A 24,878-nucleotide genomic window follows, 5' to 3' on the forward strand; every position below is an offset into this window, starting at 1 on the left:
AACGATGTTCGCGCCGCCCAATCGCCGCGGCAATGGTCAAACCTGTCAAAGTGGATGACCGGTTTGGCCGCATTCTGCTAGGCATTCTGACGCTCTGCCGCACGCAGATAAGACTGCGTCAAGCCGCTGATTAGGCGCTGCGTCTCGGCATCCTTGAGCAGTTGTAGGTTCTCGACCTGGTCATGACGAGCAGCCGCAGGCAAAGCTGGCTGTTGAATTTGCACCCTGAGGATACGCTGGGTGTAGTCCGCCTCGATGGCTTCAAACATCCGGGCGTGCCGTTGGCGCAGGTAATGACGCCAGAAATCACGACGGCTCAGGCTATCGGTCAGGGCTTCCAAGGTCTGCGCGCGATTCACTCGCTGCAATACGCCATCGATCTGGGCCTGTGTCAGCTGGGCTGAGTCGGGATAGCGCATAGCACGGGGTTGATCCGGCAAGTTCAAGCGCTCACGCAGCCCGACCCTGAGGGCCAAGTCGACTGCCAACTGATCGACGGCTTGCCCTGCGGCCGACCGTTGCCGGGCCTCACGGTAGGCTGCCGATTGCAGCTGATCCAAGCGGAACAGTTGCCTGCCAAGCTCCACCAGCTGCGCACTAGGGTGCCCATTTGCGGTTTGCGCCAGCGCTTGCCTGACCCATATCTGCAGCGCACTGAACTGGCTGGCGACCGCGTCCGAACACGACAGTGGCACATCGGCCTGGCTAAATACTTGGCGGCAAAGCACAGGATCGCCGTCCAGCGCCCCCAACAGCGTCCAAACACCCTCCATCAGTGCCTCACGCCCAGCACCGGCGTGTAGATAGTCAGCCGTGAACTGCAACCGCGCTAGCAGGCGGAACAATGCGTCGCTGCCGGGTTGTTCCTGCAAGCGTTGCCACAATGCCTCTCGTGTTGTTTGAATCTGCGCGGTCGGGTGCTCCGCCCACAGCGCTCTGGCGCTTGGCAGGTCCACGGCGGGAAACGATTCTGATGGGTGCCCATGTACCTCAATGACGTCCAACGCATACAGGTTTCGAAGCTGTGCGACAGGCAAAGGGTTGCGCTCGACCAACAACGCACGGCGAAACCCATAGGGCATCAGCTGGATCTCTTGCGGTACGTCGCGCAGCAGGTTGTCGCGCAAGTCCGCGCACTCAAGCATCCCACATAGCTCCAGGCGTTGCGGCCAGGCGCCCAATCGGCAATGGCGCAAGTTCAGGGTAGCGAGACGGGAAAGCTGGTTGAAGCGTAAGTTCAACGCTTCCAGAGGGTTGTAGCTCAGATCCAGATGAACAAGTTCGGGCAAGCTATGAAGCACCTCGACGGTAGCGGCATCCAGGCGAATTTGATTGTGCGCCAGGCGCAACACGCGAATGCTCGGCAGATAACCCACCCCCAGCGGCAGGCGCAGCAAACGGTTGCTGCTCAGGTTCAAGTCGGTCACAGCACTGAATGGTCGCAGGAAATCGACCGGGATCTCGTTAATCGGCGAATCGCGCAGGCACAGTGCCGTGATGCGATGAAATTCAATTTGTGGTGGCAAAGCTGGCAACGTTCTCAGGTGCGCTCCAGCAAGAAGCAAACGCTGCCCTTGGTCAGAGGGGTTGGCTTCAGCCTGAAGCCGCCACGCCCGCAGGATGCTGTCCGCGGTCAACCTGCGCGCAGCTTGTTGGCTTTCCTGCAGTTCCGCGCCCACCCAACGGTTCAAGTGCTCAATCAACTGCTCGTGATCATCCTGCAATTGCACCAGCCGCTCGAACACAGGCTGCGGCCCTTGTGCCAGGCGCGCCTGCTCGTCGTCGAGCCCTTGCTCAGTCAAGCTTGGGTACAGAGCACGCAACTGATCTCGAACAGTCGCTTGCTGTCGAGTGCCCAGACCTCCAGGGCGGCCGCTCAGCGGGTAGCCAATGCGCCCATGCTCCAGGCGGCGCACTGGGTTGGCCCAGCTACCCTGCTCGGGCCACCCCAGCATACGCGTGATGCCCCAATGGGTAGCGGGCAGCCGAGCCAGCAGGCGCTCACGCAACTGGCTCGCCGAAGCGCTGCCTGCGATTTGCATTGCGCTTCGTTGCTCAGGCGTGAGTGCCGCAGCGACAGCCTCGAAAACGCAACCTGGGTCGCCAAGCGTGGCGCGCAGTGCCTCACCACGGCCGTCGTAGACCGTGAAGGTGCCCTCATGCCACACCAGCCTGCGTTCCTGCTCGGTTTGCCCACCACTGCCCAGGTGTTTAATCGAGCGCCCATCCAGTGCCCCCTCACGCAAATCGATGTCAAGCCCCTGAAGGTCAAAGCTATCGAGCAAGGTCAGCACCAGCTCACCTGTCACATCGCTGTAGGCGGTGCTCAAATACAGGCCGGTCAAGCCTCGGGTCAGACGGGCCAGGCGCAACAGTGCCCGCGCATTCTTTGCACACTGCAACGGCAATCGCCTTTCGACACGGGCCATTTCGCGTTCAAGATCACTTGCCTGGCTAACCACTTCGCTGACATAGGCTGAGGGCAAACCGGGAAAATCCCGGTGCACCAGTGCTGTCATCGGGTCTTCGGCGAAAGGTTGCACGGTAAGGTAGCTGAACAGTTGCGGGCGCAGCCAGGCCTCGTCGGCCAGCACGTGGTCCAACCCCCTGCCACCACGATTCTGGCCCTCGCACCATGTCAACAACTCAATGTCCGAAGCCGTCAGGGTCTGGGCGCGTACATGCTCGAAGAATGTGCCAACCCGCGCATGGGCCTGGAAGGCTCGCAGGGTCTGCCTCAGATGCACAGGCGTTGGCCGGTTCTCAACCAGAATACCGCGCAGTGCATCTTCGTCGACATCGGCAACCTGCATCACTTGCATGGCCTGGCGCGCCTCAATGGGGGGATGTTGCGGCCATAACACATCGAGCATGCGCTCAGGCCCCTGCCATGTCAGCGGTTGATCACGTAGCAGCCGCCAACTGCGCTCGCCGTTGTGCAGCACCATCGGCCCGTAGCCACCGCTCGTGGAGGCATGGCGTAAGCGGTATGGCCCGTCAGGTTGTGGTCGATGCATCTCGTAGTAGCGCCCGTCCATACGCATCCAGCGGCGCCTTCCATAGCCATAGCGTCCATCTTCGAGCAGATCGATATTGCCTGGCACGCTTTGGTAATTGACAGCGTCGAAGTGCCATAGGCGGCTGCGCCCGTGCGCTAGGCTCACAGGCTCCAAACCCGCGATGAATGCATTGCGCAGGTAGCTAACGCCGGCCACGGTCACAGCGCCAGCCGCCACAGTTTCGGCAACGCTCAGCAAGTGCTCCAGAGCTTCATGCTGATGGCCCCTGGACCAATCGCTTATCCCCTCGAAAACTTCCGAACAGGTTTGCACCACCAACTGTCCCAACAGCAATGCACCCACCACCGGGATGAAGAAGCCGGCCAGGTTGAGCAAGTCCAAACCGGCCGATTGCCAAGCTTCGTGCCTTGCACGTGAAGCGGCGGCCTGAGCATCGGCGCTGGGTACAAGCAGTAGGCGGGCATCATTTTTCACGTGCGCAACCTGCAGGGTCGCCATCGCCGCGAACAATTCGCCCTGCGCAGCTAGCCCCTTGAGCTGCAAGTCCGGGTGGGCATCCTGCAGGCGCAAGCCAAGGGTCATGATGAAACCTGGCCGCTGGTCCACGCCGATCAGCTGGCTGAAATACTGCCTATAGGCCTGGCTGCCCAGCTGGGTCGCCATCGCCTTATTCAACGCATCCAGAGTATCGAAGCGCCGAAGCGCCTTGTCTGGGTCGCCAGGCAGGTACAGCACAACGCCCCTGACCAAGCCCGTTTGGTCGCGCAATACAATCAACAACCCCTCGGCGGTTGGCCGCCCAAGTACGTGCAGCATCCCAGGGTAAGCCCGCAAGCCGCCCTCGAACTTCTCGGCGTCGCTCTGGCCTATCTCGCTCAGTGCAAGTTCCTCGGCGCCGCTGATGTCCCCCTTCAGAGCAGCCACTTTGCAAGCAAGCTTAAGGGCTGCTCGCTTGTCTTGAGCCAAGAGCTCGAGGGCCTCCTGTGTGAACACCGTACCAAGCTCCGCTTGGTACCTGGCACCTACGTCAAGCGCGCGGCACGCCCTGACCAGCTGGGCTGCGGAACCGCTCAGCACCAGGTCACTGCCGGGCGCAACTAGGCCGGTTCCGTCGTAAAAGCTAGCATTGGCCGGGAAGTTACTCATCAGCTGCAGCAAACCATTCCGTCTTACTTCGCCATACCCGTAGGTCGGCAGTGCCAGATTGGCCCCCATATCGAAGCGTGGCGTTACCACACGCCACTCCAGATCCGCAAAGGTGACCCCGGCGGGCAAAGGCTTTTGCAGTACGCCGGCCAGATGCTGCTCGGCGAATGCCTGCAAAGGCAGCAGCTGCTCGGTACAGGCTTGCACACGTGCCTGGCTTGCCTTGTACTCGGTGAAGCGGCTACGCAGTGCGGCAATCTGGGACGCCGAAGCCCGAGCCAGCCAATCAGGCAGCCGAGCACTTATGAAAGCGTCCGTAGCAGTGCTAAGGGTCGATTCGGACGCGGGTATTAGGTGATCCGTCATGGGAGTGCCTGCTGGGTACTGGGAAGCGTTTATGGTCGGTTGCTGGCAGCACCACAGGCAGGGGGAACTGCGCCTGGTACCGCTATGGGCTGCCATCTGCTTAGGCCAATGGTGCAAGAGGCGGGTTAGCTGGCAGGGTCTGGCAGCTCGGCCAAAGCCTCTCGGGTCAGGCGCAGCGCCAGTTCCTTCACCGCAGCCTGCCGCTCGTCCGCCAGGCGGTTGGCGGCAAGCAGATAGTCGCCGCTGCTCGAAGGTGAATTGTCCAGGGCTTCGAGTTGCGACCAAAATGGTGCTTCGACCTCGCTGAACAGCTGGCCATGGCTGCTGCGCAAGCTGTCCAACCAGAAATCTCGCTGGCTGACGTACCGCGCCAAAGCGTCGGTGGTCTCGGCGTGTCGGACAGCCATTGCCGCGGTGTCCAGATGATGCTGATTGACCCCTGAAAGGGCTGGAAAATGCATGGTGCGGGGCTGGCCTGGCAAGTCCAGTACCCGCGCCAAACCGATGCGGTAGGCCAGGCTCATTTCAACTTCATCGACATCCTGACCTTGAGTGCGGCGTACTTGCATGTCTTCGCGAGCCAAGGTTTCTACCTGATCAAGCCTGAACAAGCGCCTAGCCAGTTCCAAGCGAGCTAGCCGGCCGGCCTGTGGCGGGCTTTCGCGCAACGCCTGCGCCACATAGGCCTGTACTTCCAGTCTGCTGAAGCACGACGCCACACTGTCCATGCAGGTACGCGGGTGTGCAGCCAGGCTGAACAGATCATCACGCAGGCTGGTGTCGCCGGCGGCTTGCTCTAGCACTACCCAGACCCTACGGCGCAGGTCTGCAGGCACTCGTTCAAAGTCTTGGGTTCCGGTCAACGCATCCAGCAGCTGGAAAAAATCCTGGCTGCCAGGCTCGACGTTCAGGGCGTCCCACAACGCTGATCTGGCCTGATACTGCTCATCCGAATTTTCCAACCACAGCCCCCGCGTGCTGGCAGTCGGCGGTGGCGTGCCCGCGCCCGCCTCGATTGCCCGCATCGGCGGGCCGACACGTTGACTGATAGCCTCTGGCAGTGGATTACCCTCCAGCAAAAGGGTACGGCGCCAACGTTCAGGGGCAGCAAGCACAGCGTCGGAGACGCCCGTGATGTGGTTGTCGCGCAGATCGGCAACAATCAGCTGGGCACACTGTTGAAGATCTTCGGGCAGCGCCAGCAACTGGGTGCCCCGCAGGTTCAACTCCTCCAGCCGCAGCATTGTCTGAAGTTGCACGCTGGTAGCCCCCAAAGGGTTGTAGCTCAGGTCCAGGGTGCGCAACCGGGTGAGACTTGCCAGCGCTCTGGCTCCGGCAACGGTGACGCTGATCTGGTTGCCAGCCAAGCGCAGGTTGCGCAACTGGCCAAGGTGAGCGAGATCATTGGGGATACTGGTTAAAACATTGTTACCAAGGTTCAGCCAGCGCAGTTGAGTGAAGCAACGCAGAAACCCATCAGGAAGTTCATCCAGGCTCAGGCCCATCAATGTCAGGTGCGCGACGTGGCCGAAATCTGTGTTGGCCGGCAGATGCGGTAGGCTGCGCAAGGGGATGTCGTGCAGGCTCAGGGTAAGCCCTTGGGGCACATCCCATTGGTCGATGATACGCTCGCCTATCAACTGCCAACTGCGCTGAAGCTGCAGCGCGGCCTGCCGCCTCAGGGCACTGGCGGTATCACCACGCGCCCGGCTCACCCACTGCGCAAGGGCCTGTTCCAACATGCGGTATTGGCGCTCTTGCAGCAACAGGTTGCTATAGGCAGAGCCCGGACGCTCCAGCAACAGTTCCAGGTAGATCTGCACTTCGGCCTCGTTGAAGCCGGGGTAAAGCGCACGTATGCGAGACTGCAGCAGGTTCTGGGCACCACCACCCCCAGTCATCCGCCCGCTCAACAGGTAACCGACGCGGCCATCGGGCAGGCGCCGGACTGGGTTGCTCGGTGCGCCCGCGTCAGGCATGCCCAGTAACCGCAGCATGTCCTTGCGTTGCCGGGGTAGCCAGCCCTGCAGGGCCTTGCGCAGTTTCGCCGCACCGTCGGCACCGGCCCAGCCAAGGCGCGCTTTGTCTGCACCGCTCAGGCAGCTCAGGAGCAGTTCCAGCAGCTCGCCTGGCTCACCGGTCGCGCCGTGCAATGGAGTCTGTGTCGGGCCAAAGAGGCGGAATTTGCCGGCGGCCCTGACCAGTATCGGGTAGGGTTTAGCCAACGCTGGCTGGTGCAGACTGGCGAGCAACCTGCCCGTGGCCGAACGTTCGTGTAAAGCCAAAGGCTGTGTTGCAGGCCACCGCCCGGCCTGGCTCAACAAGGCAAATACTAGCCTGACCTGATCCGCCCGGTAGCTGCATCTAAGGTATAAGCCCTCGCGCATGCGGGTCAGTTGGGCCACTTGCAGCAACTGGCGTGCCTGCTTGGCTACTGCCAGCGGTATGCGCAAACCTGTGCGCATTGCCACACGCTGCTCGTTGCTCAGGTGCCTGAGCAGGCTCACGGCATAGGCATCGGGCAGGCCAGGAAAGTCTCGCTGCAGCAACGCGCGCTGTGGGTCATCAGCCCAATAAACGTTGGCGAAGTGCTCGAACAGACGCTCGCGCAGTTCATCAGCCTGTTGCACGATGGTGTCGCTTTGCGTTCGCAGGTCAAGCGTCTGAACCCCCAAGTGGTCGACGCACCATTGCCACAGTTCGGCATCGGTATCGGCAGCGCCGCTGCCTACTGCGCCCAGGAAGTGTTCGACTCTGGCATCCACCGCGAAGCGTTCCAAGGTATCGCGCAAGGCTACCGGAAGTGGTCGATTTTCCACCAACAGGCCACGCAGCAAGGCTTCATCCACCCCTGCCACCGCCATCACCTGGGCAGCTCGCTCATCCGTAAAGGCTTGCGCTGGCGGCCATAGTCGCCCCAGCAACAAAGCCTGGCCCTGCCATTCCAGAGGCCGTTCGTAGGTCAGGCGCCAGGCTCGCTCTCCGTTGAATTCCAAGGCCGGGCCAAAGGCCTGTGGATCGCGTGCATCCAGTAAACGCCAAGGGCCTTGGTCACTGTTAGCCCGCACTCGGTAGTACACCCCCTGCTGGAGCCACCAGTGGTCAGTCCCGTCACTGAGCAAGCCATTGTCGAGCGTCGTCAGTGGCGAGGGCGGGTTGGGATCGACATACGGCGCCAGAGTATTGAACCAGAGCCGCTGCTCACCTTCGTCATTGATCACAGGCTCCAGCCCGTCGACCCAGGCACTGCGGGTGAAGGCTCCCGCTACAAGACTGGCGCCCGCCGCTGTGGCTGCATTGACTGCAACTGACTCAGCCACTGCGAGCATATGCTCCAGCGCTTCGTGCTGGTGGCCTTGCGACCAATCGGCAACGCCTTCGCAAACTTCACGCAGGGTGCTAATGACCATATCTGCCAACAACAGCTGACCCACTCCGGGCACAAAGAGCCCCGCCAGGTTTACCAGGGCAAGCCCAACCGACTGCATGAGCGCGAGACGATCGCGGGACTGACGCGCATCGACATCAGCATTGGGCACTGCCAGAAACCTTGCATCCTCGCGTATACGCTCCAAATGTGCCGCCGCAAGGGTTTCGAACAACGCTCCGTCCACCCTTTGCAACGAAGGCGCAAGGTCTGGCTCATCATCGAGCAAACGCAAGTTAAGTGTGTGCATAAACGCCGCGCGATCCTGCAGCGCCACGCGCTGCAGGAGCTTGTGTCTTTTTACTGGCGACTCCATCCACACCAACAGCAGCGTGTTCACCGCCCCCCAGGTGGCGAAATGTCGAACCGGATTGTCCGGATCGTCTGGCATAACCAGCAATATTCCGTTTACCGCCTTGACCTCGATCGGCACACTGACGCTGGGCAGCCAGCTGCCGCTGAGCTCCACTGCCAGCACACCATCGAGCACACTGTTAAGCATCTGCAGCGGGCCGCAACGTACGTCAGTGCTCACTGCATGACGGGGTGAGCGACCCTGTGCCAAGTCGCGCAATACCCTTAGCTCTTCAGACGGTATCAGCCTGCGGCTGGCGGCGATTTCGGTTCGCAAAGCCAGGGCCAGGCGTATATCGGTGGCCACTTCCCGCGCGAAGTTTTCAGTCAGCAGCTGCGCCAGATGCTGCTGATACTGGTGGCCCACATCCACAGAACGGCACAGCTCAACGACACCGTCGCTGTCTTTGCTCAAAACCTGCTCCGCAGCCCCGGCGGCCTGATCAGCCGGGTACACCAAGGCGGTCTCGCTGTAAAACGACTCGCCTGCCTGAAAGTTCTGCATCAGTTTTTGCAGGGCCGGCATGCGCACGAAGTAACTGTGGTCGACCGGCAATTGATCCGGTTTGAGGGTGAATTGACGACGCTCTTCCCGCCAGACCGCTCGCGCCAGGTCGATGTGCAACCCCATTGACCTGCCCAGTTGGGTCTCGAGCATGCGCTTTGCGAACGCGTCCAATGGCTGCAATCTTGCTAATACAGCGGCAATCTTTCGTTGGCTTGCCATGTGCAACTGGTAAGCCTGCCGTATATCGATGACTTGCCGTGCTGACAACGAACCAAGCCAGGCGCTCATGCGTTCAGCAAGAAACTGATCGGCCGCATGGGCCAGTTTGGCGGGGTGGGTGGCGATTGGCATGCAGGTAACCCTTGGGTGGGAAACGTGCAAAGATGCGCGCCACGCCAAGCGCCGGGCAGGGGGAATCAATGACTGGTCTGTCGAGCCTGAATCAAGGCCCGATAGTGCCCAGGGTTGCAGCCAAACCACTTGCGAAACGCCTTGTAGAACGAACTGCTGTCGGCAAAGCCCAGACGCTCGGCGATTTCGCCCATTGCCACATCGTCCCCGCTCAACCAGGCAATCGCCAACTCACGGCGGACGCTGTCTTTCAAGCCTTGATAGGTCTGGCCCTCTTCGGCCAAACGGCGGCGCAAGGTCGAGACTGACAGGCACAGCTGCCGTGCAAGTTGGTCGGCATCGGGCCATTGCCCGGGTGCCAATTGCAACAGATCGGTACGGATACGCCGCCCAAGGCTAGACGGGTCACGGTACTTGACCAGAATGTTGCCGGGGATTTCCGCCAGAAAGCGCTGCAGCTCTTGCTCAGTGCGCCGCAGTGGCAATTGCAGGCACTCTGAAGGAATAATCATGCGCGTGCGCGGGCGCATGAACTGAAGGTTTTCGGAGAACATGACTCGGTAATCATCGCAAAATGGCGGCTCGGCGCAGCGCAGATCGATAGCCAGAATCGGAATACGCCGCCCCGCAAGCCAGCACGCCACGCCATGCACGATCATCCAGAAAGTGAAATAGGTGAAGGCCCGACGGGGTTCTTCACGTGGCTCATTGATCACGATTTCGGCCAGGCCCTGCTGGCGTACCAAGCCAGGCTGCATGTCCTGCAGCATCAGCGAAAGAAACGTCAGTGCGGTCTCAATGCCAGCCCCGAGGGTTGGTTGCCCCATACTGGCGCGGCACATGAACGCTAGGCTGCCGCTGCGCAGGCCTCGCGGGTCCATGGCGAAGAACTCATCGTTGCAGCGGCGCGCCAGCAAGCGCCATAGGCGGGCATAGGACTCGGCACTGACCCGTGCCTGGGGCTGGTGAAGGTGTTCGAAGGCAATGCCGGCCCCGGCCAGCAGGCTGGCGTCAGGCTCTGCGGCGGGGCAGGTCTGCAGCAAGGCTTCACGCACCAACTGCATGGAAATGGTGTCTTTGTCGCTCATCGACGTTCCTGTCGGCGGGTTGCCGGCCATCTTAGGCCGCCTCAGGCAAAACAGCCATCACTGCGCTGCCAAGCCCAGAAACGCTTGGATCAAGCGCAATTCGCTGCGCCGTTGCAGGCACCCGAGCCAGTGCTGGTTGACCAGCCCCTCACCGGCCAATGGCCGCGCTACCACCCTTGGATCGTTGGCCACCTCGGTGGAAGAAACCACCCCAACACCCAGCTCGGCTGCCACCGCTTCGGTAACCGCTTCCCGGCTGTCCAGTTCCAGCAACACCCTTGGCTGCACGCCCGCCTGCAGGCACGCCTTATCAAAGGTACGGCGCGTGGTTGAGCCAGGTTCGCGCAGCACCATGATCTGCTGATGCAGCGCGGCCAGCGGCACGTCGCCTTTAGCGCTGGCCCAGGGATGCCCGGCGGGCACCAACACACACACGCGCGATTGGCAGAGCGGCTGCAAATAAAGCCCCTTGCGAGGCGCTATCTCGGTCAGCACCGCCACGTCGGCATGCTCGGACAGCAATGCCGCCAGTGTCTGCTGAGCGTTGCCAAGGCGCAGATTCACCGTGATGCCAGGGTAGCGTTCGCGCAACTGCGCCAGCATGGGCATGACCCGATGTGGGCCATCGGCAGCCACTTCCAAGCGTCCGGTCAGTAATTGTCGGTTGGCCTCAAGCATGGCCTGGGCTTGCTCTGCCAAGCCGAACATGGCGCGAGTGATGGCGGCCAGGCGGATGCCCTCTTCGGTCAACTCCACCCGACGTGCAGTGCGTCGCAACAGGGTGACCTGGTAGTGCTCCTCCAGGGCTTTGACATGACCGGTGACCGCCGGCTGACTGATGAACAGCCGCTCTGCCGCGCGGGTAAAGCTGCCCTCACGGGCAACCGCATCGAAGGCACGCAACTGGAACAGGTTCATACTCATCGGCCTGACTTATAGCTGGGATAACAACAAGCAATTTGATTGATACAAGCCTGGATTGCAACCTAGCCACCCATCGTTACTGCCCAGCGCCCGCGAGGAATAACGCAATGCGCAATGCCCCAGTTCTTCTGACTCCAGGCCCCCTTACCACATCGATGCGCACCCGCCAGGCCATGCTGGTGGATTGGGGATCTTGGGATCGCGACTTCAACCAACTGACGGCCAATGTCTGCGAGCAACTGCTCGCGATTGTCGGCGCCAGCGCCAGCCATCACTGCGTGCCTCTGCAAGGCAGTGGCACCTTCGCGGTGGAGGCTGCTATCGGCACGCTGGTACCGCGCGACGGTAAAGTGCTGGTGCTGATCAACGGCGCCTATGGCCAGCGACTGGCCAAGATCTGCCAGGTGCTGGGCCGCAGCTACAGTGTTTTCGAAACCAGCGAGGATCAGCCGACCACAGCTGCCGATGTCCAGCGCCTGCTGGCTGGCGACCCGGCGGTAAGCCACGTGGCCTTGATCCACTGCGAGACCAGTACAGGCATTCTCAACCCGCTGGCCGACATAGCCCAGGTGGTCCAGCGCCACGGCAAGCGCCTGATCATCGACGCCATGAGCTCGTTCGGCGCGCTACCGATCGACGCCCGCGAAATTCCATTCGAAGCACTCATCGCGGCCTCCGGAAAGTGCCTGGAAGGCGTGCCTGGCATGGGTTTCGTATTTGCCGAGAAAAACGCTTTGGCTGGCGCCCAAGGCAATGCTCACTCGCTCGCCATGGACCTGCATGACCAGCACGCTTACATGGCCAAGACCGGCCAGTGGCGCTTTACCCCGCCCACCCATGTGGTCGCCGCCCTCTATGAAGCGTTGCAGCAGTACCACGAAGAAGGTGGCCTACCAGCACGCCACCAGCGCTACGCCGGAAACTGCGAGACCCTGCTCCAAGGCATGGCCGCCATTGGCCTGCGCACCTTCCTGCCCGCCGACATCCAGGCGCCGATCATTGTCACCTTCCATGCTCCCCGCGATCCCCGCTACCAGTTCAAAGACTTCTACGAGCGAGTCAAAGCCAAAGGTTTCATCCTTTACCCGGGCAAGTTGACCCAGGTCGAAACCTTCCGTGTCGGTTGCATCGGTGTGGTCGGTGCCGATGGCATGCAGGCGGCGGTAAATGCCGTGGCCGATGCACTGCGGGAAATGCAAGTGCTGGACATCTGACCCTCGCCCCCTCAATTCAGGAATTAGCGCTGATGAACTACAGCCACCCTACCCAGCTGCAAGCCGCCATCCTCGACTGGGCCGGCACCGTGGTCGACTTCGGCTCGTTCGCCCCTACCCAGATCTTCGTCGAAGCCTTCGCCGAGTTCGACGTGCAGGTGTCCGTCGAGCAAGCGAGGGGCCCGATGGGCATGGGCAAATGGGACCACATTCGTACCCTGTGTGACCTGCCTGACATCGCCGAGCGCTACCGTCAGGTGTTCGGCCGCACCCCGACCGACGATGACGTGACTGCCATCTACAATCGCTTCATGCCGCTGCAGATAGAAAAGATCGCCAAGCATTCGGCGTTGATCCCTGGGGCGCTGCACACCCTGACCCACCTGCGCCAGAGCGGCTTGAAGATCGGCTCGTGCTCGGGCTATCCGAAGGTTGTCATGGACAAGGTGGTGGAGCTTGCAGCGCAAAACGGCTACGTCGCCGACCACGTGGTGGCCACCGACGAAACGCCCAATGGCCGGCCATGGCCGGCCCAGGCACTGGCCAACGTAATAGCGCTAGGCGTAGAGGATGTGGCGGCGTGCGTAAAAGTCGACGATACCGTACCAGGTATCCTCGAGGGTCGGCGCGCTGGGATGTGGACCGTAGCGCTGGTGTGCTCGGGCAATGCCCTTGGGCTGAGCTGGGAAGGCTACCGGGCGCTGAACGCGCTAGAGCTCGACAGCGAGCGCAAGCGCATTCACGAGCTGTTTGCGGGGTCCCGGCCGCACTACCTGATCGACACCATCAATGAACTACCCGAGGTGATCGCCGACATCAATCGACGACTGGCCGAAGGCGTAATGCCCCAGTCCTGCTGAACTGCCGATATGGCGCATTCGCACGTAGCCCCGGCAATGCGCCATAACGATGACGGTTCAGACAGATCTGTTCAGCTTCACCCAGGTAGCGAACTTGTCGATGAAGCCTTGGAGGAACGGCCGGGTCTTGTCATTGAGCTTGCCTGCGTCGTCGAACAAGGTTGCGGCACCGCCAATGTACGCTTCGGGCATTTGCATGCACGGCATGTCGAGAAACACCAGTGTCTGGCGCACCGCATGGTTGGCACCGAAACCGCCGATGGCGCCGGGCGACACGCTAGCCACCGCCGTTGGCTTACCGCCCCAAGCACTCTGACCATAAGGCCGCGAGCCTACGTCGATGGCATTTTTCAGGCAGCCGGGCATGGAGCGGTTGTACTCCGGGGTGACGAACAACACCGCATCGCTACGGCGAATTTCGTCGCGAAAACGCTTCCACGGCTCTGGCGCGCCCTGGGCCTCGACATCCTCGTTGTACAGCGGCAAGTCTGCGATTTCGACGATCTTCAAGGCGAGGCTGGACGGCGCCAGCTCCGAAAGTGCGTGGGCCACCTTGCGGTTATAGGAGTCCTTTCTCAAGCTGCCAACCACAACCGCTACCGAATATACCTGGCTCATTGCATGATCCATCCTGTGCTGGGAAAAGGAACGTGAATAGTTATAGATGACCGTTTTCGATCGCCCGAGTTTTTTTCCAACCTGCGAAAACTTCCTGCCACTCTCAATGGTCTATCAGGAAGACATTTCGTACGCAATTCAGAGGTTTCCCCACAAATGGCAGCAGTAATGGTCGGCCAATTCCACGCCCGTGATGCCGAAGGCCGTGTCTATCCGGTCCACGAGTTCCAGGAGTCCACCCTCCAGGCCGACGGCAGCGTGATTGGCGCCCCGATCACCACCTATCGCCTGGCTATTGGCGATCGCGTCAACCACCTGGGTGAGAATCGCTTCGAACTTGCCCAGAGCGGCGTTGAGATCATTCGCATTCCTTGATGCAATCGACCGTGTACCGGCCGCCTTCGCATTGCAGGCCGTGCACGTCGGCGACAAAGCCTGGAAAACCAGCGTTGAAGGCACGGGCGAACGCCAAGTAGTCGAGGATCGAGCGGGTTGCTTCGGTGAACCGTTCGCCCGGCATGATCAATGGGATGCCTGGCGGGTAAGGTACCAGCATGACGGCAGCGACCCTTCCCAGCAGCGCCTCGATGGGCACCGCCTCCACTTCCCCTCGTACCATCTGGTCGTAAGCGCATGCCGGGCTCATAGCCACCTGTGGCAGGCAGGTGAAGAGCCGCTTGAGTTGTTTCGCGGTGGCGTTGGCGCGATAGCATTCGTGCAACTGATCGCACAACTCGCGCAACCCTGAGCTGCGATAACGCCCGGCATCTGCCGTGACCAGACTGGGCAGGCAGACACTGAGGGCTGTATTGGCGTCGTAGTGGCGCTTGAATTCCAGAAGCTCCGTCAGCAGCGTGCTCCACTTGCCCTTGGTGATGCCCATGGTGAACAGCACCAGGAAGCTGTATAGCCCGGTCTTCTCCACAACCAGCCCACGCTCCCAGAGAAATTTGCTGACCACCGCCGCTGGTATGCCGTGTTCACCCAAAGCCCCATCGGTGCTGAGGCCGGGCATGACCAAGGTCACTTTCAGCGGGTCGAGCAGTACGTAGTCATCGGCCACCTCGCCAAACCCATGCCACTGGGCGCTGGGCTGCAGCAGCCAATCTTGTACAGCCAGCTGCTCGATGCCCTGCGCCGCTGATGGCTGCCAGATGCTAAACCACCAGTCAGCAGCGGCGATGTGCTCGCGCAAGTTGGCCAGGGCGCGGCGGAAACTCAAGGCTTCGTCGAACATTTCTTGCAATAGCGAGCGCCCAGCCGGGCCCTCCATCATGGCCGAGGCCACGTCCAGGGAGGCGAGAATCCCGTACTGCGCAGAAGTGGAGATGTGCATCATGAACGCCTCGTTGAAGCGGTCGCGGTCCAGCTGGCGCTGAGCGCCATCCTGCACATGGATCATCGAGGCCTGACTGAAGGCGGCCAGCAGTTTGTGGGTCGAATGGGTACTGAACACCAGCGGGCTGGTCTCGCTGCGCGTCGTTCCCATGGCGAAGCGTCCCTTGAAGAATTCATGGAAGGCCGCATAGGCGAACCAGGCTTCGTCGAAGTGCAGCACCTGCACACTCGCCCCCAAGGCCTGTTTGATCAGCTCGGCGTTGTAACACAAGCCGTCGTAGGTGGAGTTGGTTACCACCGCCAGTTTGATGCGAGGCTCGCGCCCGGCGGCCAAGGGGTGGGCGCAGACCTTGGCACGGATCGATTCAGCGCTGAACTCGCTGAGCGGGATCGGGCCGATGATGCCCAGCTCATTACGCTCCGGGCACAGGTAGATCGGGATGGCACCGGTCATGATGATGGCGTGGACCACCGACTTGTGGCAGTTGCGGTCAACCAGCACCAGGTCATCGCGCCCGACCATGGCATGCCAGACGATTTTGTTGGCAGTGGAGGTGCCGTTGATAACGAAATAGGTGTGATCAGCCCCGAAGTTACGCGCCGCACGGGCCTCTGCTTCGGCCAGCGGGCCGGTGTGGTCGAGCAACGACCCCAGTTCGGGCACCGAGACCGATAGATCAGAACGCAGGGTGTTTTCACCGAAAAACTGGTGGAAGGCCTGGCCAACCGGGCTTTTACGATAGGCCACACCCCCACCATGACCGGGTGTGTGCCAGGAGTAATTGGACTGCGCGGTATGTTGCACCAAGGCTCTGAAGAACGGCGGCAGCAGGCCATCGAGGTAATTGTGCGCGGCGCGCGCGACCTGGCGAGCCAGAAAAGGCACGGTGTCTTCGAACAGATAAAGAATACCGCGCAGTTGGTTAAGCTCGCTCATTGCCTCGGCCGGCGCATTTTCCAGGGTCACCTGCTCGCCCAGGGCAAAGATCGGCAAGTTAGGGGCACGCAAACGGGCCAGGCGGATGAGCTCAGCCATGTTTTGCAGCAGATGGCTATGGTCTGCCACACCTTCAGCCGCAATCAGCATGCAGGCCAGGCCATGGTGGGTGGTAGCGACCAAACGGGCCTCTGCATGATCGGCCGCCTTGATGATGGTAAAGCCGTCCTGGCACAGTTCCTCGGCGATGCCGCGAACGCGCTCGCCTGCAACAGTGTCGGCGTTGATGGCGCGGTGAACGATGAGGATCGGGAACTTGAGGTCCTTGTACATCGGGCTGCTACCTCCAAAGGACATGTAGTCCTGTTAAGGGTAGTCGGCCCTGTCTTGACTGCGCTGGCCTCTTCGCGGGTAAACCCGCTATTGGCACCTAGAAGCAAATCTGTGGCACAGCGCCTGGCCGCGGTGAGGCCAGTTGAAAAAACCGATCAGCTGGCAGGCGGCTCAGTCAGGGTTTGCCACATCGAGGGCCCGCCAGCCGACTTGGCAACTGCCGCCAGCCGTTCGGCATGGGCCTCCAACTCCTCGGCATTGGCCAGGATCACCCGCCCCGGCGCACGTCCGACGATGCGGCGAATCTCGCTGCCACCGCTGGCCTGCTCATCATCGTTAGCATCAGCCCCATGACCGGCCAGCGACAGGCTGGTCTGGCCACCGGTCATCGCCAGGTAAACGTCGGCCAGCAACTCGGAGTCGAGCAGCGCGCCGTGCAACTCGCGGCCTGAGTTGTCGATGTCGTAGCGTTTACACAGCGCATCGAGGCTGTTGCGCTGCCCCGGATGGCGCGCACGGGCCAACAGCAGGGTATCGAGGATGGTGCAGTGGTTGGCGATGTCAGCTCGGTCGCTCTGCCCCAGCAAAGCGAACTCGTTGTTGATGAAGCCAACGTCGAATGCAGCGTTATGGATGACCAGGGTGGCACCCTGGATGAACTCGAAGAATTCTTCGGCTACATCGGCAAAGCGCGGTTTGCCGACCAGAAACGCATCAGTGATACCGTGGACGTTGATCGCGCCTTCGTCGCTTTCGCGGTCAGGCTGCAGATAGACGTGAAAATGCCGCCCGGTCAGGCGCCGGCCAATGACTTCGACACAACCGATCTCGATAATCCGGTGACCTTCGCTGACCGGCATACCGGTGGTTTCGGTATCGAGAATGACCAGGCGTTTGTCTTGCTGCTCCACGCGGGGCGCTCCAACTTGCATCGTTTACTGAGGCGGCGATTGTAACGCAGCTCAACGCTGGGCGCGCACTTGCTCGACGCCGCGATTGGCCAATTGGTCGGCCCGCTCGTTGCCAGGGTGGCCGATGTGCCCGCGCACCCACTTCCAGGTCACCTTGTGGCGGTTGACCTGTTCATCGAGCAACTGCCACAGGTCGGCGTTTTTCACCGGTTCTTTGGCCGCGGTTTTCCAACCGCGTTTCTTCCAGTTGGCCATCCATTCGTTGATACCTTTCATCACGTACTGCGAGTCGGTGGTGAGCACAACGTCGCACTCGCGCTTGAGTGCCATCAGCCCCTGAATAGCGGCCATCAGCTCCATGCGATTGTTGGTGGTTTCGCGCTCGCCTCCCCACAATTCCTTCTCGACGCCCTTGAAGACCAGCAGGACGCCCCAGCCCCCGGGGCCGGGGTTGCCCTTGCAGGCGCCATCGGTATACATCTCGACGCTATCGCTCATGTACCACTCATGTTCAGTGCTTATCGGTATCCGGATCGGCGGCGGTACGGTTGACCTTGGCCAAAGGCAGCGGCAGCAGCTTGCCCATCGGTTCACGCCGCGCTTGGCGCAGAGGCCGCAGGCCCACCACCATCTTGCGGGCCACCAGCAGGTAGACCCCGCCCCCCGCACACTGCCACCCTCCGGCCATCCGCTCCCAACCGGCCAGGCGTTGTTGCCAAGCCGGCGAAGTGAGCGGCGGACGATAGCACCCGAAGCGGCGTTTCTCCAGCGCAAAGCCCAGCAGGTTGAGCCAGTCGCCCACCCGTGACGGGGAGATGCAGCGCGCTTTACGCAAGGCGCCCTTACTGAACAGGTGACGCACGCCCCAGCCGCTCCAGGGGTTGATGCCGACGATCAGCAAGTGACCACCAGGGCGCACCGCACTGGCCGCTTCACGCAGCAGCCCGTGGGGCGACAGGCTGAAGTCCAAGCCATGCTGCAGCACCACCACATCGGCGGCGTGCTCGCTCAACGGCCAGGCCTGTTCTTCGCAGACGATTTCCACGCCCGGCAGCGGTGCACCAAGGCGCACGTTGCGCTGCACCTGCGGGGCGCTGGGCGGCGCATCGGCACTAGGGCCATAGTGCACCAGATAGCCACCGAAGAAGCGCCCCAGCTCTTCTTCGAGCAGCTTTTCTTCTTCTTTGAGCATCATTAGGCCAAGTGGGCCGTTGAACCACTCACGGGCCTGGCTGATCAGTTCGACCCACTGCGGGTCGGCCTGAGCAAAGGCTTGATCGGTCATTGCGCTCTCCCTCGAAGGTTCTCGCTGTGCGTCATCGCGGCTAAGATGCCTTCATGTGCCACGCTTGGCGATACGGATCCGCATCATGATACAGATCGACGCTCTTCCCGCTTTCTCCGACAACTACATCTGGTTGTTACAGGATACTGCCAAACGCCGCTGCGCGGTGGTCGACCCCGGTGACGCCGGCCCAGTACACGCCTGGTTGGCGGCCAACCCTGGCTGGGTGCTCGATACCATCATGATCACCCATCACCACAACGACCATGTCGGCGGCGTCGAGCGCCTAAAGCAGCTAACCGGTGCCCGTGTCTGTGGCCCAGCCCATGAATCGATCCCTGCCCGCGACATGGCGCTGGACGACGGCGATCAGGTCAGCGTATTGGGCATCGCTTTCGAAGTATTGGCGGTGCCCGGCCATACCCTTGGGCATATCGCGTATTTCAGCGATCAACCGGCAACCCCTTTGCTGTTCAGTGGCGACACCTTGTTCGCTGCCGGCTGTGGGCGCATGTTCGAAGGCACCGCGCAGCAGATGCAACCAGCCCTTGCGCGCCTGGCGGCGCTGCCTGAGCAAACCGAGGTCTATTGTGCCCATGAATACACCTTGAGCAATTTACGTTTTGCCAAAGCCGTGGAGCCCTCTAATCCGCACGTTCTACAGCGGTTCGAGGAAGTTACCCGATTGCGCGCTGAAAATCGCATCACACTGCCATCAACTATTGCACTCGAGCGGCTGACAAACCCCTTTTTACGTACCGCTGAAACATTAGTTAAACAAAAAGCAGACGAATGGAAGGGACATTCGAACGACTCGCAGGTCACTGTTTTTGCTGCTTTGAGGTCTTGGAAGGACACCTTCTGATAACCTCAAGATATATCGTACAGGGATGTCAACGGTTGACCCGGGCGGGTGCGGTTTCTAGAATCGCCGAAATTTTTTGCCCGGATAACCCTGTCAGCCGATGTCTTCTCGAAGCCGCAGAACCGCTCATTCAGTCGCCCTGACGCGCCTGGCCCAAATCAGTGCGCTGGCCCTGGCCGCCACCCTGGTGGGTTGCCAGAGCACCCGTCAGCTCGATGAATCCGACAGCGTTCGCGCGCACAGCTACCAGGCCCGAATCAAGCACAAGCCCTCACCGCTGGCGGTCAAACCGGCGCAACCACCACAGGACGTGTGGGAGCGTATGCGCCAGGGCTTCGCGCTGCAGGACAGCATCGACGTCAACCCACGCATCGAGCAGCAGCGCCTGTGGTTCGCCAGTAACCCGACCTTCATCGAAAGCGCAGGCGAGCGCGGCAGCCTTTATCTGCATTACATCGTCGAGCGTCTTGAAGAGCGCGACATGCCCCTGGAGCTGGCCCTGCTCCCTGCCATCGAAAGCGCCTACAACCCAATGGCCTACTCGCGCGCCAGTGCTGCCGGCATGTGGCAGTTCATGCCGGCCACAGGTCGTCACTTCAATCTGCGCCAGACCAACTTCTATGACGGGCGCCGCGACATCACCGCCTCGACCAACGCTGCACTGGACTACCTGACCCGCCTGCATGACATGTTCAACGGCGACTGGCTGCTGGCCTTGGCTGCTTACAATGCTGGCGAAGGTACCGTCAGCCGGGCCATCGAGCGCAACGAGAAGCTGGGGCTGCCAACCGACTACTGGAACCTGCCGCTGCCCCAGGAAACCCGTGACTACGTGCCCAAGCTGTTGGCCCTGTCGCAGGTCGTTTCCACCCCTGAGGCTTATGGAGTGAACCTCAACCCGATCGCCAATGAGCCCTATTTCGAAGCGGTAGCCATCAATGATCGCCTCGATCTGTCACGGGTCGCCGCCTTCGCCAACATCGACGAAGACGAGCTGATCCAGCTCAACCCAGCCTTCAAGAAACGCATGACGGTCGATGGCCCCAAGCAGCTGCTGGTGCCGACTGCCAAAGCGCAGCTGCTCAGCGACAGCCTGTCGAACCTCAAGCCTGAACAGCTGATCAGCCTGCAGCCTAACAAGGCCGTGTTCGCCGCTGCCGTGGCAGAAGCCCGAGGGCCGGCAGCCCGCAGCTACAGGGTCAAGCGTGGCGACAGCCTGAGCACTATCGCCAGGGCCAACCGGGTTGCCGTCAAAGACATCCAACGCTGGAACAAGCTGTCTGGCAATCGCGTGAAGGCAGGCCAGGTATTGGCCCTGCGCGGTGGCAGCGCACCGAGCGCGGCGGGCAACCGGGTGGCGGCCTCTGGGCAACGCTCCACCCAATACAAGGTGCGCAAGGGTGACTCTCTGTATCTTGTTGCCAAACGTTTCAATGTCGAAATGCAGCACCTCAAGCGCTGGAATCCTCGCAGCGGGCATGCACTCAAGCCCGGCCAGACGTTGACCGTCTACCTCTCGCACTGATCGATACCGGGGCTGCTTTGCAGCCCTTTTGCGACGCAAGGTCGCTTGCAGCAGAGCGAGTACTCGATCGTCTGCTGACTCTCTCTTTTTCCATACCCGCCAAGCTGTTACTGTACTGCGACCCAAGCCCAACGCCTCTGGATCGGATGCCGACTTGATACGTCCCCTCCTGCTGTCACTCAGCCTGGCCTTGAGCTTCCCTACCTTCGCGATGGTGAGCGAAAGCCACGGATACGCGCAGTTCGGCACGCTCAAGTACCCAGCCACATTCACCCACTTCGACTGGGTCAACCCGCAAGCGCCCAAGGGCGGCACCTTGCGGGCCATGGCGTTCGGAACGTTCGACACGCTAAACCCTTATACCTTCAAAGGCACCAGCCCGGTCACCACGCCAAACTTCTTGCAGTACGGCGTCAACGAGCTGAACGAAACGTTGATGGTCGGTACCGGTCAGTACGACCCTTCCGGTGACGAAGCGACGTCCAGTTACGGCCTGATCGCCCGCTCGGTGGAATACAGCGAAGACCGCAGTTGGGTGGTCTTCAACCTGCGCCCGGAAGCGCGCTGGCATGATGGCGCGCCGATCACCGCCGCCGACGTGGCGTTTTCCTACCGTACCCTGCTCAAGCAAGGGCACCCGCTCTACCGCACCAATCTGCAGGAAGTACAACGCGTTGATATCCTCGGCCCACTGCGTATCCGCTTTGTGTTCAAGCGTGCTGGTAACCCGCTGCTGATCCTGCGCCTGGGCGAAATGCCAGTGCTGCCCAAGCACTACTGGCAAAAGCGCGACTTCGAGGCCACTACGTTCGAACCGCCGCTGGGCAGTGGCCCCTATCGCATCACTCAAGTAGAACCTGGCAGGCGTCTGGTATTTGAGCGGGTCAAGAACTACTGGGGCAAGAACTTGCCGGTCAATCGGGGTAAGTACAACTTCAACCGAGTCGAGTACGAGTTCTACAGGGATTCCACTGTGGCCTTCGAAGCGTTCAAGGCTGGTGAATTCGACATTTATATCGAGCACCAGGCCAAGAATTGGGCCAACGGATACAACTTCCCTGCGGTGCGCCGTGGCGAGGTGATCAAAGCACAGATCCCTCACCGCATCCCAACCCAGACCCAGGGGCTGTTCATGAACAGCCGCCGGGCGACCTTCAGCGACCCCAAGGTGCGCCAGGCGCTGGGCTTGATGCTCGATTTCGAATGGACCAACCGCGCACTGTTCAGCAGCGCCTACCGCCGCGCGACCAGCTACTACCCCAACAGCGAGTTCGCCGCCAGCGGCCTGCCCACAGGCAAGGAATGGCTGCTGCTGGCGCCGCTGCGTGAACAACTGCCCAAGAAACTGTTCACCCAGCCCTATCAGGTCAGCCATACCGACGGGCGGGGTATTGGTCGCCAGACCCTGCGCCAAGCCCTTGGCCTACTCAACCAGGCCGGCTGGAAGCTCGATGGCCAACGCCTGGTCGATGCCAAGGGTCAACCCTTCAGGATGGAACTGCTGCTGGTAAACCCAAGCCTCGAACGCATCCTGCAACCTTATGTCGAAAACCTCGCCAGTATCGGTATCGATGCTCGCTTGCGTACCGTGGACCGTGCCCAGTACAAACAACGCCTGGACCAGTTCGATTTCGACATGATTCTGATGACCTTGAACCAGACCCTGAGCCCAGGCCTTGAGCAATGGTTGTACTTCCATTCCAGCCAGGCCGCGATCAAGGGCAGCAAGAATTACGCCGGGGTCAAGGACCCTGTGGTCGACCACCTGCTCGACACCTTGCTGGCAGCGCGCAGCCGTGACGATCAGGTTGCCGCCGCCCGCGCCCTGGACCGGGTGCTCTCGTGGCAGTACTACATGATTCCCAACTGGTACCTCGACAATCACCGCCTGGCCTACCGCAACCGGTTCGCCTTCGTCACCACGCCGCCCTACACCCTTGGGTTGAATACCTGGTGGATCAAGCCTTCGGAGAACGCCCAATGAAGCCGACGCATCGCCTGGCCTGCAGCCTGCTGTTCGCCTGCCTGAGCCTGCCCGCGCTGGCCGCGCCGCAACATGCGCTGACCTTGTACGATGAACCGCCGAAATACCCGGCAGATTTCAAGCACTTCGATTACGTGAACCCTGATGCGCCCAAGGGCGGCACGTTTCGCCAGGCCAGCTTTGGCGGGTTCGACAGCCTCAACCCGTTCATCAATAAAGGGGTGCCCGCCGATAACGTTGGCATCATATATGACACCTTGATGCGCCAGAGCCTGGACGAGCCGTTCACCGAGTACGGTTTGGTCGCCGGCAAGATCGAAAAAGCCCCTGACAATAGCTGGGTGCGCTTCTATCTAAGGCCCGAAGCGCGGTTCCACGACGGCCACCCGATGCGCGCTGAGGACGTGGTGTTCACGTTCAACACCCTGATCAAAGACGGCGCACCGCTGTACCGCCAGTACTACGGCGATGTCGCCGATGTAGTCGCCGAAGACCCACTGAAAGTGCTGTTCAAATTCAAGCACAACAACAACCGCGAACTGCCGTTGATCCTGGGCCAGTTACCAGTGCTGCCCAAGCACTGGTACGAGAACCGCGAGTTCACCCGCGGCAATCTCGAGCCGCCGCTTGGCAGCGGCCCCTACAAGGTCGCCCAGGTCAAGGCTGGGCGTTCGATACGCTATGAGCGGGTCAAAGACTACTGGGCCAAGGACCTGCCGCTCAACCGAGGCTTCTACAACTTCGACGCCATGACCTTCGATGTCTACCGTGACAACAACGTGGCTTTGGAGGCATTGAAAGCCGGCGCGTTCGATTATGAGCTTGAAGTCAGCGCCAAGAACTGGGCCACAGCCTATGATGTGCCCGCCGTGCGCGAGGGGCGCCTGATCAAGGAAGAAATACCCAACGGCAACCCGGTGGGTATGCAAGGTTTCATCTTCAACCTGCGCAAGCCTGTGTTTCAGGATGTGCGAGTGCGCAAGGCGCTGAGCTTGCTGTTCGACTTCCAGTGGACCAACAAGCAGTTGTTCAACGGCGCGTACATACGCACCGGCAGCTATTTCGAAAACTCGGAAATGGCCGCAACGGGTCTGCCCTCACCCGCCGAGCTGAAAATCCTCGAACCGATGCGCGGCAAGGTCCCGGACCAGGTGTTCAGCCAAGCCTTTGCCAACCCGGTGACCGACGGTAGCGGCATGATCCGCGAGAACCAACGCCAGGCCTATAAGCTGCTCCAGGAGGCCGGTTGGAAGATTGTCGATGACAAGATGGTCGACCAGAATGGCAAGCCAGTGAGTATCGAGTTCCTGCTGGCGCAGACTCAGTTCGAGCGCGTGCTGTTGCCCTTCAAGCGAAACCTTGCCGACCTGGGCATTGGCTTCGAAATACGTCGCGTGGACGTTTCGCAGTACATCAACCGCTTGCGCTCGCGCGACTTCGACATGATCGTCGGCGGTTTCTCGCAATCCAATTCCCCGGGCAACGAACAGCGCGAATACTGGAGCAGCGCCGCCGCCGACAACCCCGGCAGCCGCAACTTCATCGGCCTGCGCGACCCGGCAATCGACCAGCTGGTAGAAGGGCTGATCAACGCCGACTCCCGCCAGAGCCTGATCGAGCACTGCCGCGCCCTGGATCGCGTGCTGCAATGGGGCTACTACGTGATACCCAACTGGCACATCAAAACCAACCGTGTGGCCTATTGGAACCACATTGGCCACCCCAAGGTTTCACCCAAGTACGACGTCGGCATCGATACCTGGTGGATCAAGCCAAACGTGGCCCCGGCGGTCACCGAAGCGCCAACGGATGAGGCCAACTGAC

General features: G+C 61.1%; 16 protein-coding genes. 7 read left to right on the forward strand and 9 right to left on the reverse strand.

Translation table 11 applies throughout. The annotated features are described in order from the left end of the window. Positions 1–77 precede the first annotated feature (77 nt). From J5M56_RS15860 to J5M56_RS15875, 4 genes are all read right to left on the reverse strand, one after another. Positions 78–4,532: an NEL-type E3 ubiquitin ligase domain-containing protein gene (locus tag J5M56_RS15860; protein ID WP_207937285.1), complete on the reverse strand. Its 4,455-nt coding sequence runs from the start codon at positions 4,530–4,532 to the stop codon at positions 78–80. Between the two features lie 125 nt (positions 4,533–4,657). Continuing rightward, a complete protein-coding gene (locus J5M56_RS15865) occupies positions 4,658–9,172 on the reverse strand; it encodes an NEL-type E3 ubiquitin ligase domain-containing protein (protein WP_207937286.1) in 4,515 nt (1,504 codons plus the stop codon). A gap of 65 nt (positions 9,173–9,237) precedes the next feature. Next, positions 9,238–10,260 (reverse strand): AraC family transcriptional regulator, encoded by a 1,023-nt coding sequence (locus tag J5M56_RS15870; protein WP_186478534.1) that lies wholly within the window; start codon positions 10,258–10,260, stop codon positions 9,238–9,240. A 57-nt stretch (positions 10,261–10,317) separates the two neighbouring features. Next, positions 10,318–11,178, reverse strand: coding sequence for a LysR substrate-binding domain-containing protein (locus tag J5M56_RS15875; protein ID WP_207937296.1), 861 nt, complete (start codon positions 11,176–11,178; stop codon positions 10,318–10,320). A 113-nt stretch (positions 11,179–11,291) separates the two neighbouring features. On the opposite strand from J5M56_RS15875, the gene J5M56_RS15880 reads away from it, so the two are divergent. Both J5M56_RS15880 and phnX read left to right on the forward strand, forming a co-directional pair. Next, the gene (locus J5M56_RS15880) at positions 11,292–12,398 is read left to right on the forward strand and encodes a 2-aminoethylphosphonate--pyruvate transaminase (protein ID WP_207937287.1); all 1,107 of its coding nucleotides are present in this window, start codon (positions 11,292–11,294) and stop codon (positions 12,396–12,398) included. A gap of 32 nt (positions 12,399–12,430) precedes the next feature. Continuing rightward, positions 12,431–13,258, forward strand: a complete 828-nt coding sequence (gene phnX / locus J5M56_RS15885; protein WP_207937288.1) for a phosphonoacetaldehyde hydrolase — start codon at positions 12,431–12,433, stop codon at positions 13,256–13,258. Positions 13,259–13,315: 57 nt separating this feature from the next. Here phnX and J5M56_RS15890 read toward each other — a convergent pair whose 3' ends face one another. Continuing rightward, positions 13,316–13,876, reverse strand: a complete 561-nt coding sequence (locus J5M56_RS15890; RefSeq protein WP_060479310.1) for an NADPH-dependent FMN reductase — start codon at positions 13,874–13,876, stop codon at positions 13,316–13,318. A gap of 156 nt (positions 13,877–14,032) precedes the next feature. Between J5M56_RS15890 and J5M56_RS15895 the strand changes: the two genes are divergently transcribed. After that, entirely contained in the window at positions 14,033–14,251 is a 219-nt protein-coding gene (locus J5M56_RS15895) for a hypothetical protein (RefSeq protein ID WP_060479311.1), read from the forward strand. Here the strand turns inward: J5M56_RS15895 and J5M56_RS15900 are convergent. The 4 genes from J5M56_RS15900 to J5M56_RS15915 form a co-directional block, all read right to left on the reverse strand. After that, entirely contained in the window at positions 14,235–16,484 is a 2,250-nt protein-coding gene (locus J5M56_RS15900; RefSeq protein ID WP_186478593.1) for an Orn/Lys/Arg decarboxylase N-terminal domain-containing protein, read from the reverse strand. The genes J5M56_RS15895 and J5M56_RS15900 overlap by 17 nt on opposite strands. A gap of 155 nt (positions 16,485–16,639) precedes the next feature. Next, positions 16,640–17,395, reverse strand: a complete 756-nt coding sequence (gene dnaQ / locus J5M56_RS15905; RefSeq protein ID WP_225915491.1) for a DNA polymerase III subunit epsilon — start codon at positions 17,393–17,395, stop codon at positions 16,640–16,642. A 51-nt stretch (positions 17,396–17,446) separates the two neighbouring features. Next, entirely contained in the window at positions 17,447–17,893 is a 447-nt protein-coding gene (rnhA, locus tag J5M56_RS15910; RefSeq protein ID WP_060479314.1) for a ribonuclease HI, read from the reverse strand. Positions 17,894–17,906: 13 nt separating this feature from the next. Next, on the reverse strand, positions 17,907–18,680 hold the full coding sequence (locus J5M56_RS15915) for a methyltransferase domain-containing protein (protein WP_060479315.1): 774 nt from the start codon (positions 18,678–18,680) through the stop codon (positions 17,907–17,909). An 85-nt stretch (positions 18,681–18,765) separates the two neighbouring features. Here J5M56_RS15915 and gloB point away from each other — a divergent pair, with 85 nt between their 5' ends. The 4 genes from gloB (at position 18,766) to J5M56_RS15935 (ending at position 24,877) form a co-directional block, all read left to right on the forward strand. Then, positions 18,766–19,545, forward strand: coding sequence for a hydroxyacylglutathione hydrolase (gloB, locus tag J5M56_RS15920; protein ID WP_186478538.1), 780 nt, complete (start codon positions 18,766–18,768; stop codon positions 19,543–19,545). A gap of 100 nt (positions 19,546–19,645) precedes the next feature. Beyond that, complete coding sequence (locus tag J5M56_RS15925; RefSeq protein WP_060479317.1) at positions 19,646–21,070, forward strand: lytic transglycosylase domain-containing protein; 1,425 nt, start codon at positions 19,646–19,648, stop codon at positions 21,068–21,070. Positions 21,071–21,281: 211 nt separating this feature from the next. Next, positions 21,282–23,054 (forward strand): extracellular solute-binding protein, encoded by a 1,773-nt coding sequence (locus J5M56_RS15930; protein ID WP_186478594.1) that lies wholly within the window; start codon positions 21,282–21,284, stop codon positions 23,052–23,054. After that, positions 23,051–24,877, forward strand: a complete 1,827-nt coding sequence (locus J5M56_RS15935) for an extracellular solute-binding protein (protein WP_207937289.1) — start codon at positions 23,051–23,053, stop codon at positions 24,875–24,877. The genes J5M56_RS15930 and J5M56_RS15935 overlap by 4 nt, the downstream gene beginning before the upstream one ends. The last annotated feature ends 1 nt before the right edge of the window (position 24,878 follow it).

It is taken from the genome of Pseudomonas sp. 51_B (assembly GCF_017491595.1).
In the GTDB taxonomy this organism is placed as follows: domain Bacteria; phylum Pseudomonadota; class Gammaproteobacteria; order Pseudomonadales; family Pseudomonadaceae; genus Aquipseudomonas; species Aquipseudomonas promysalinigenes.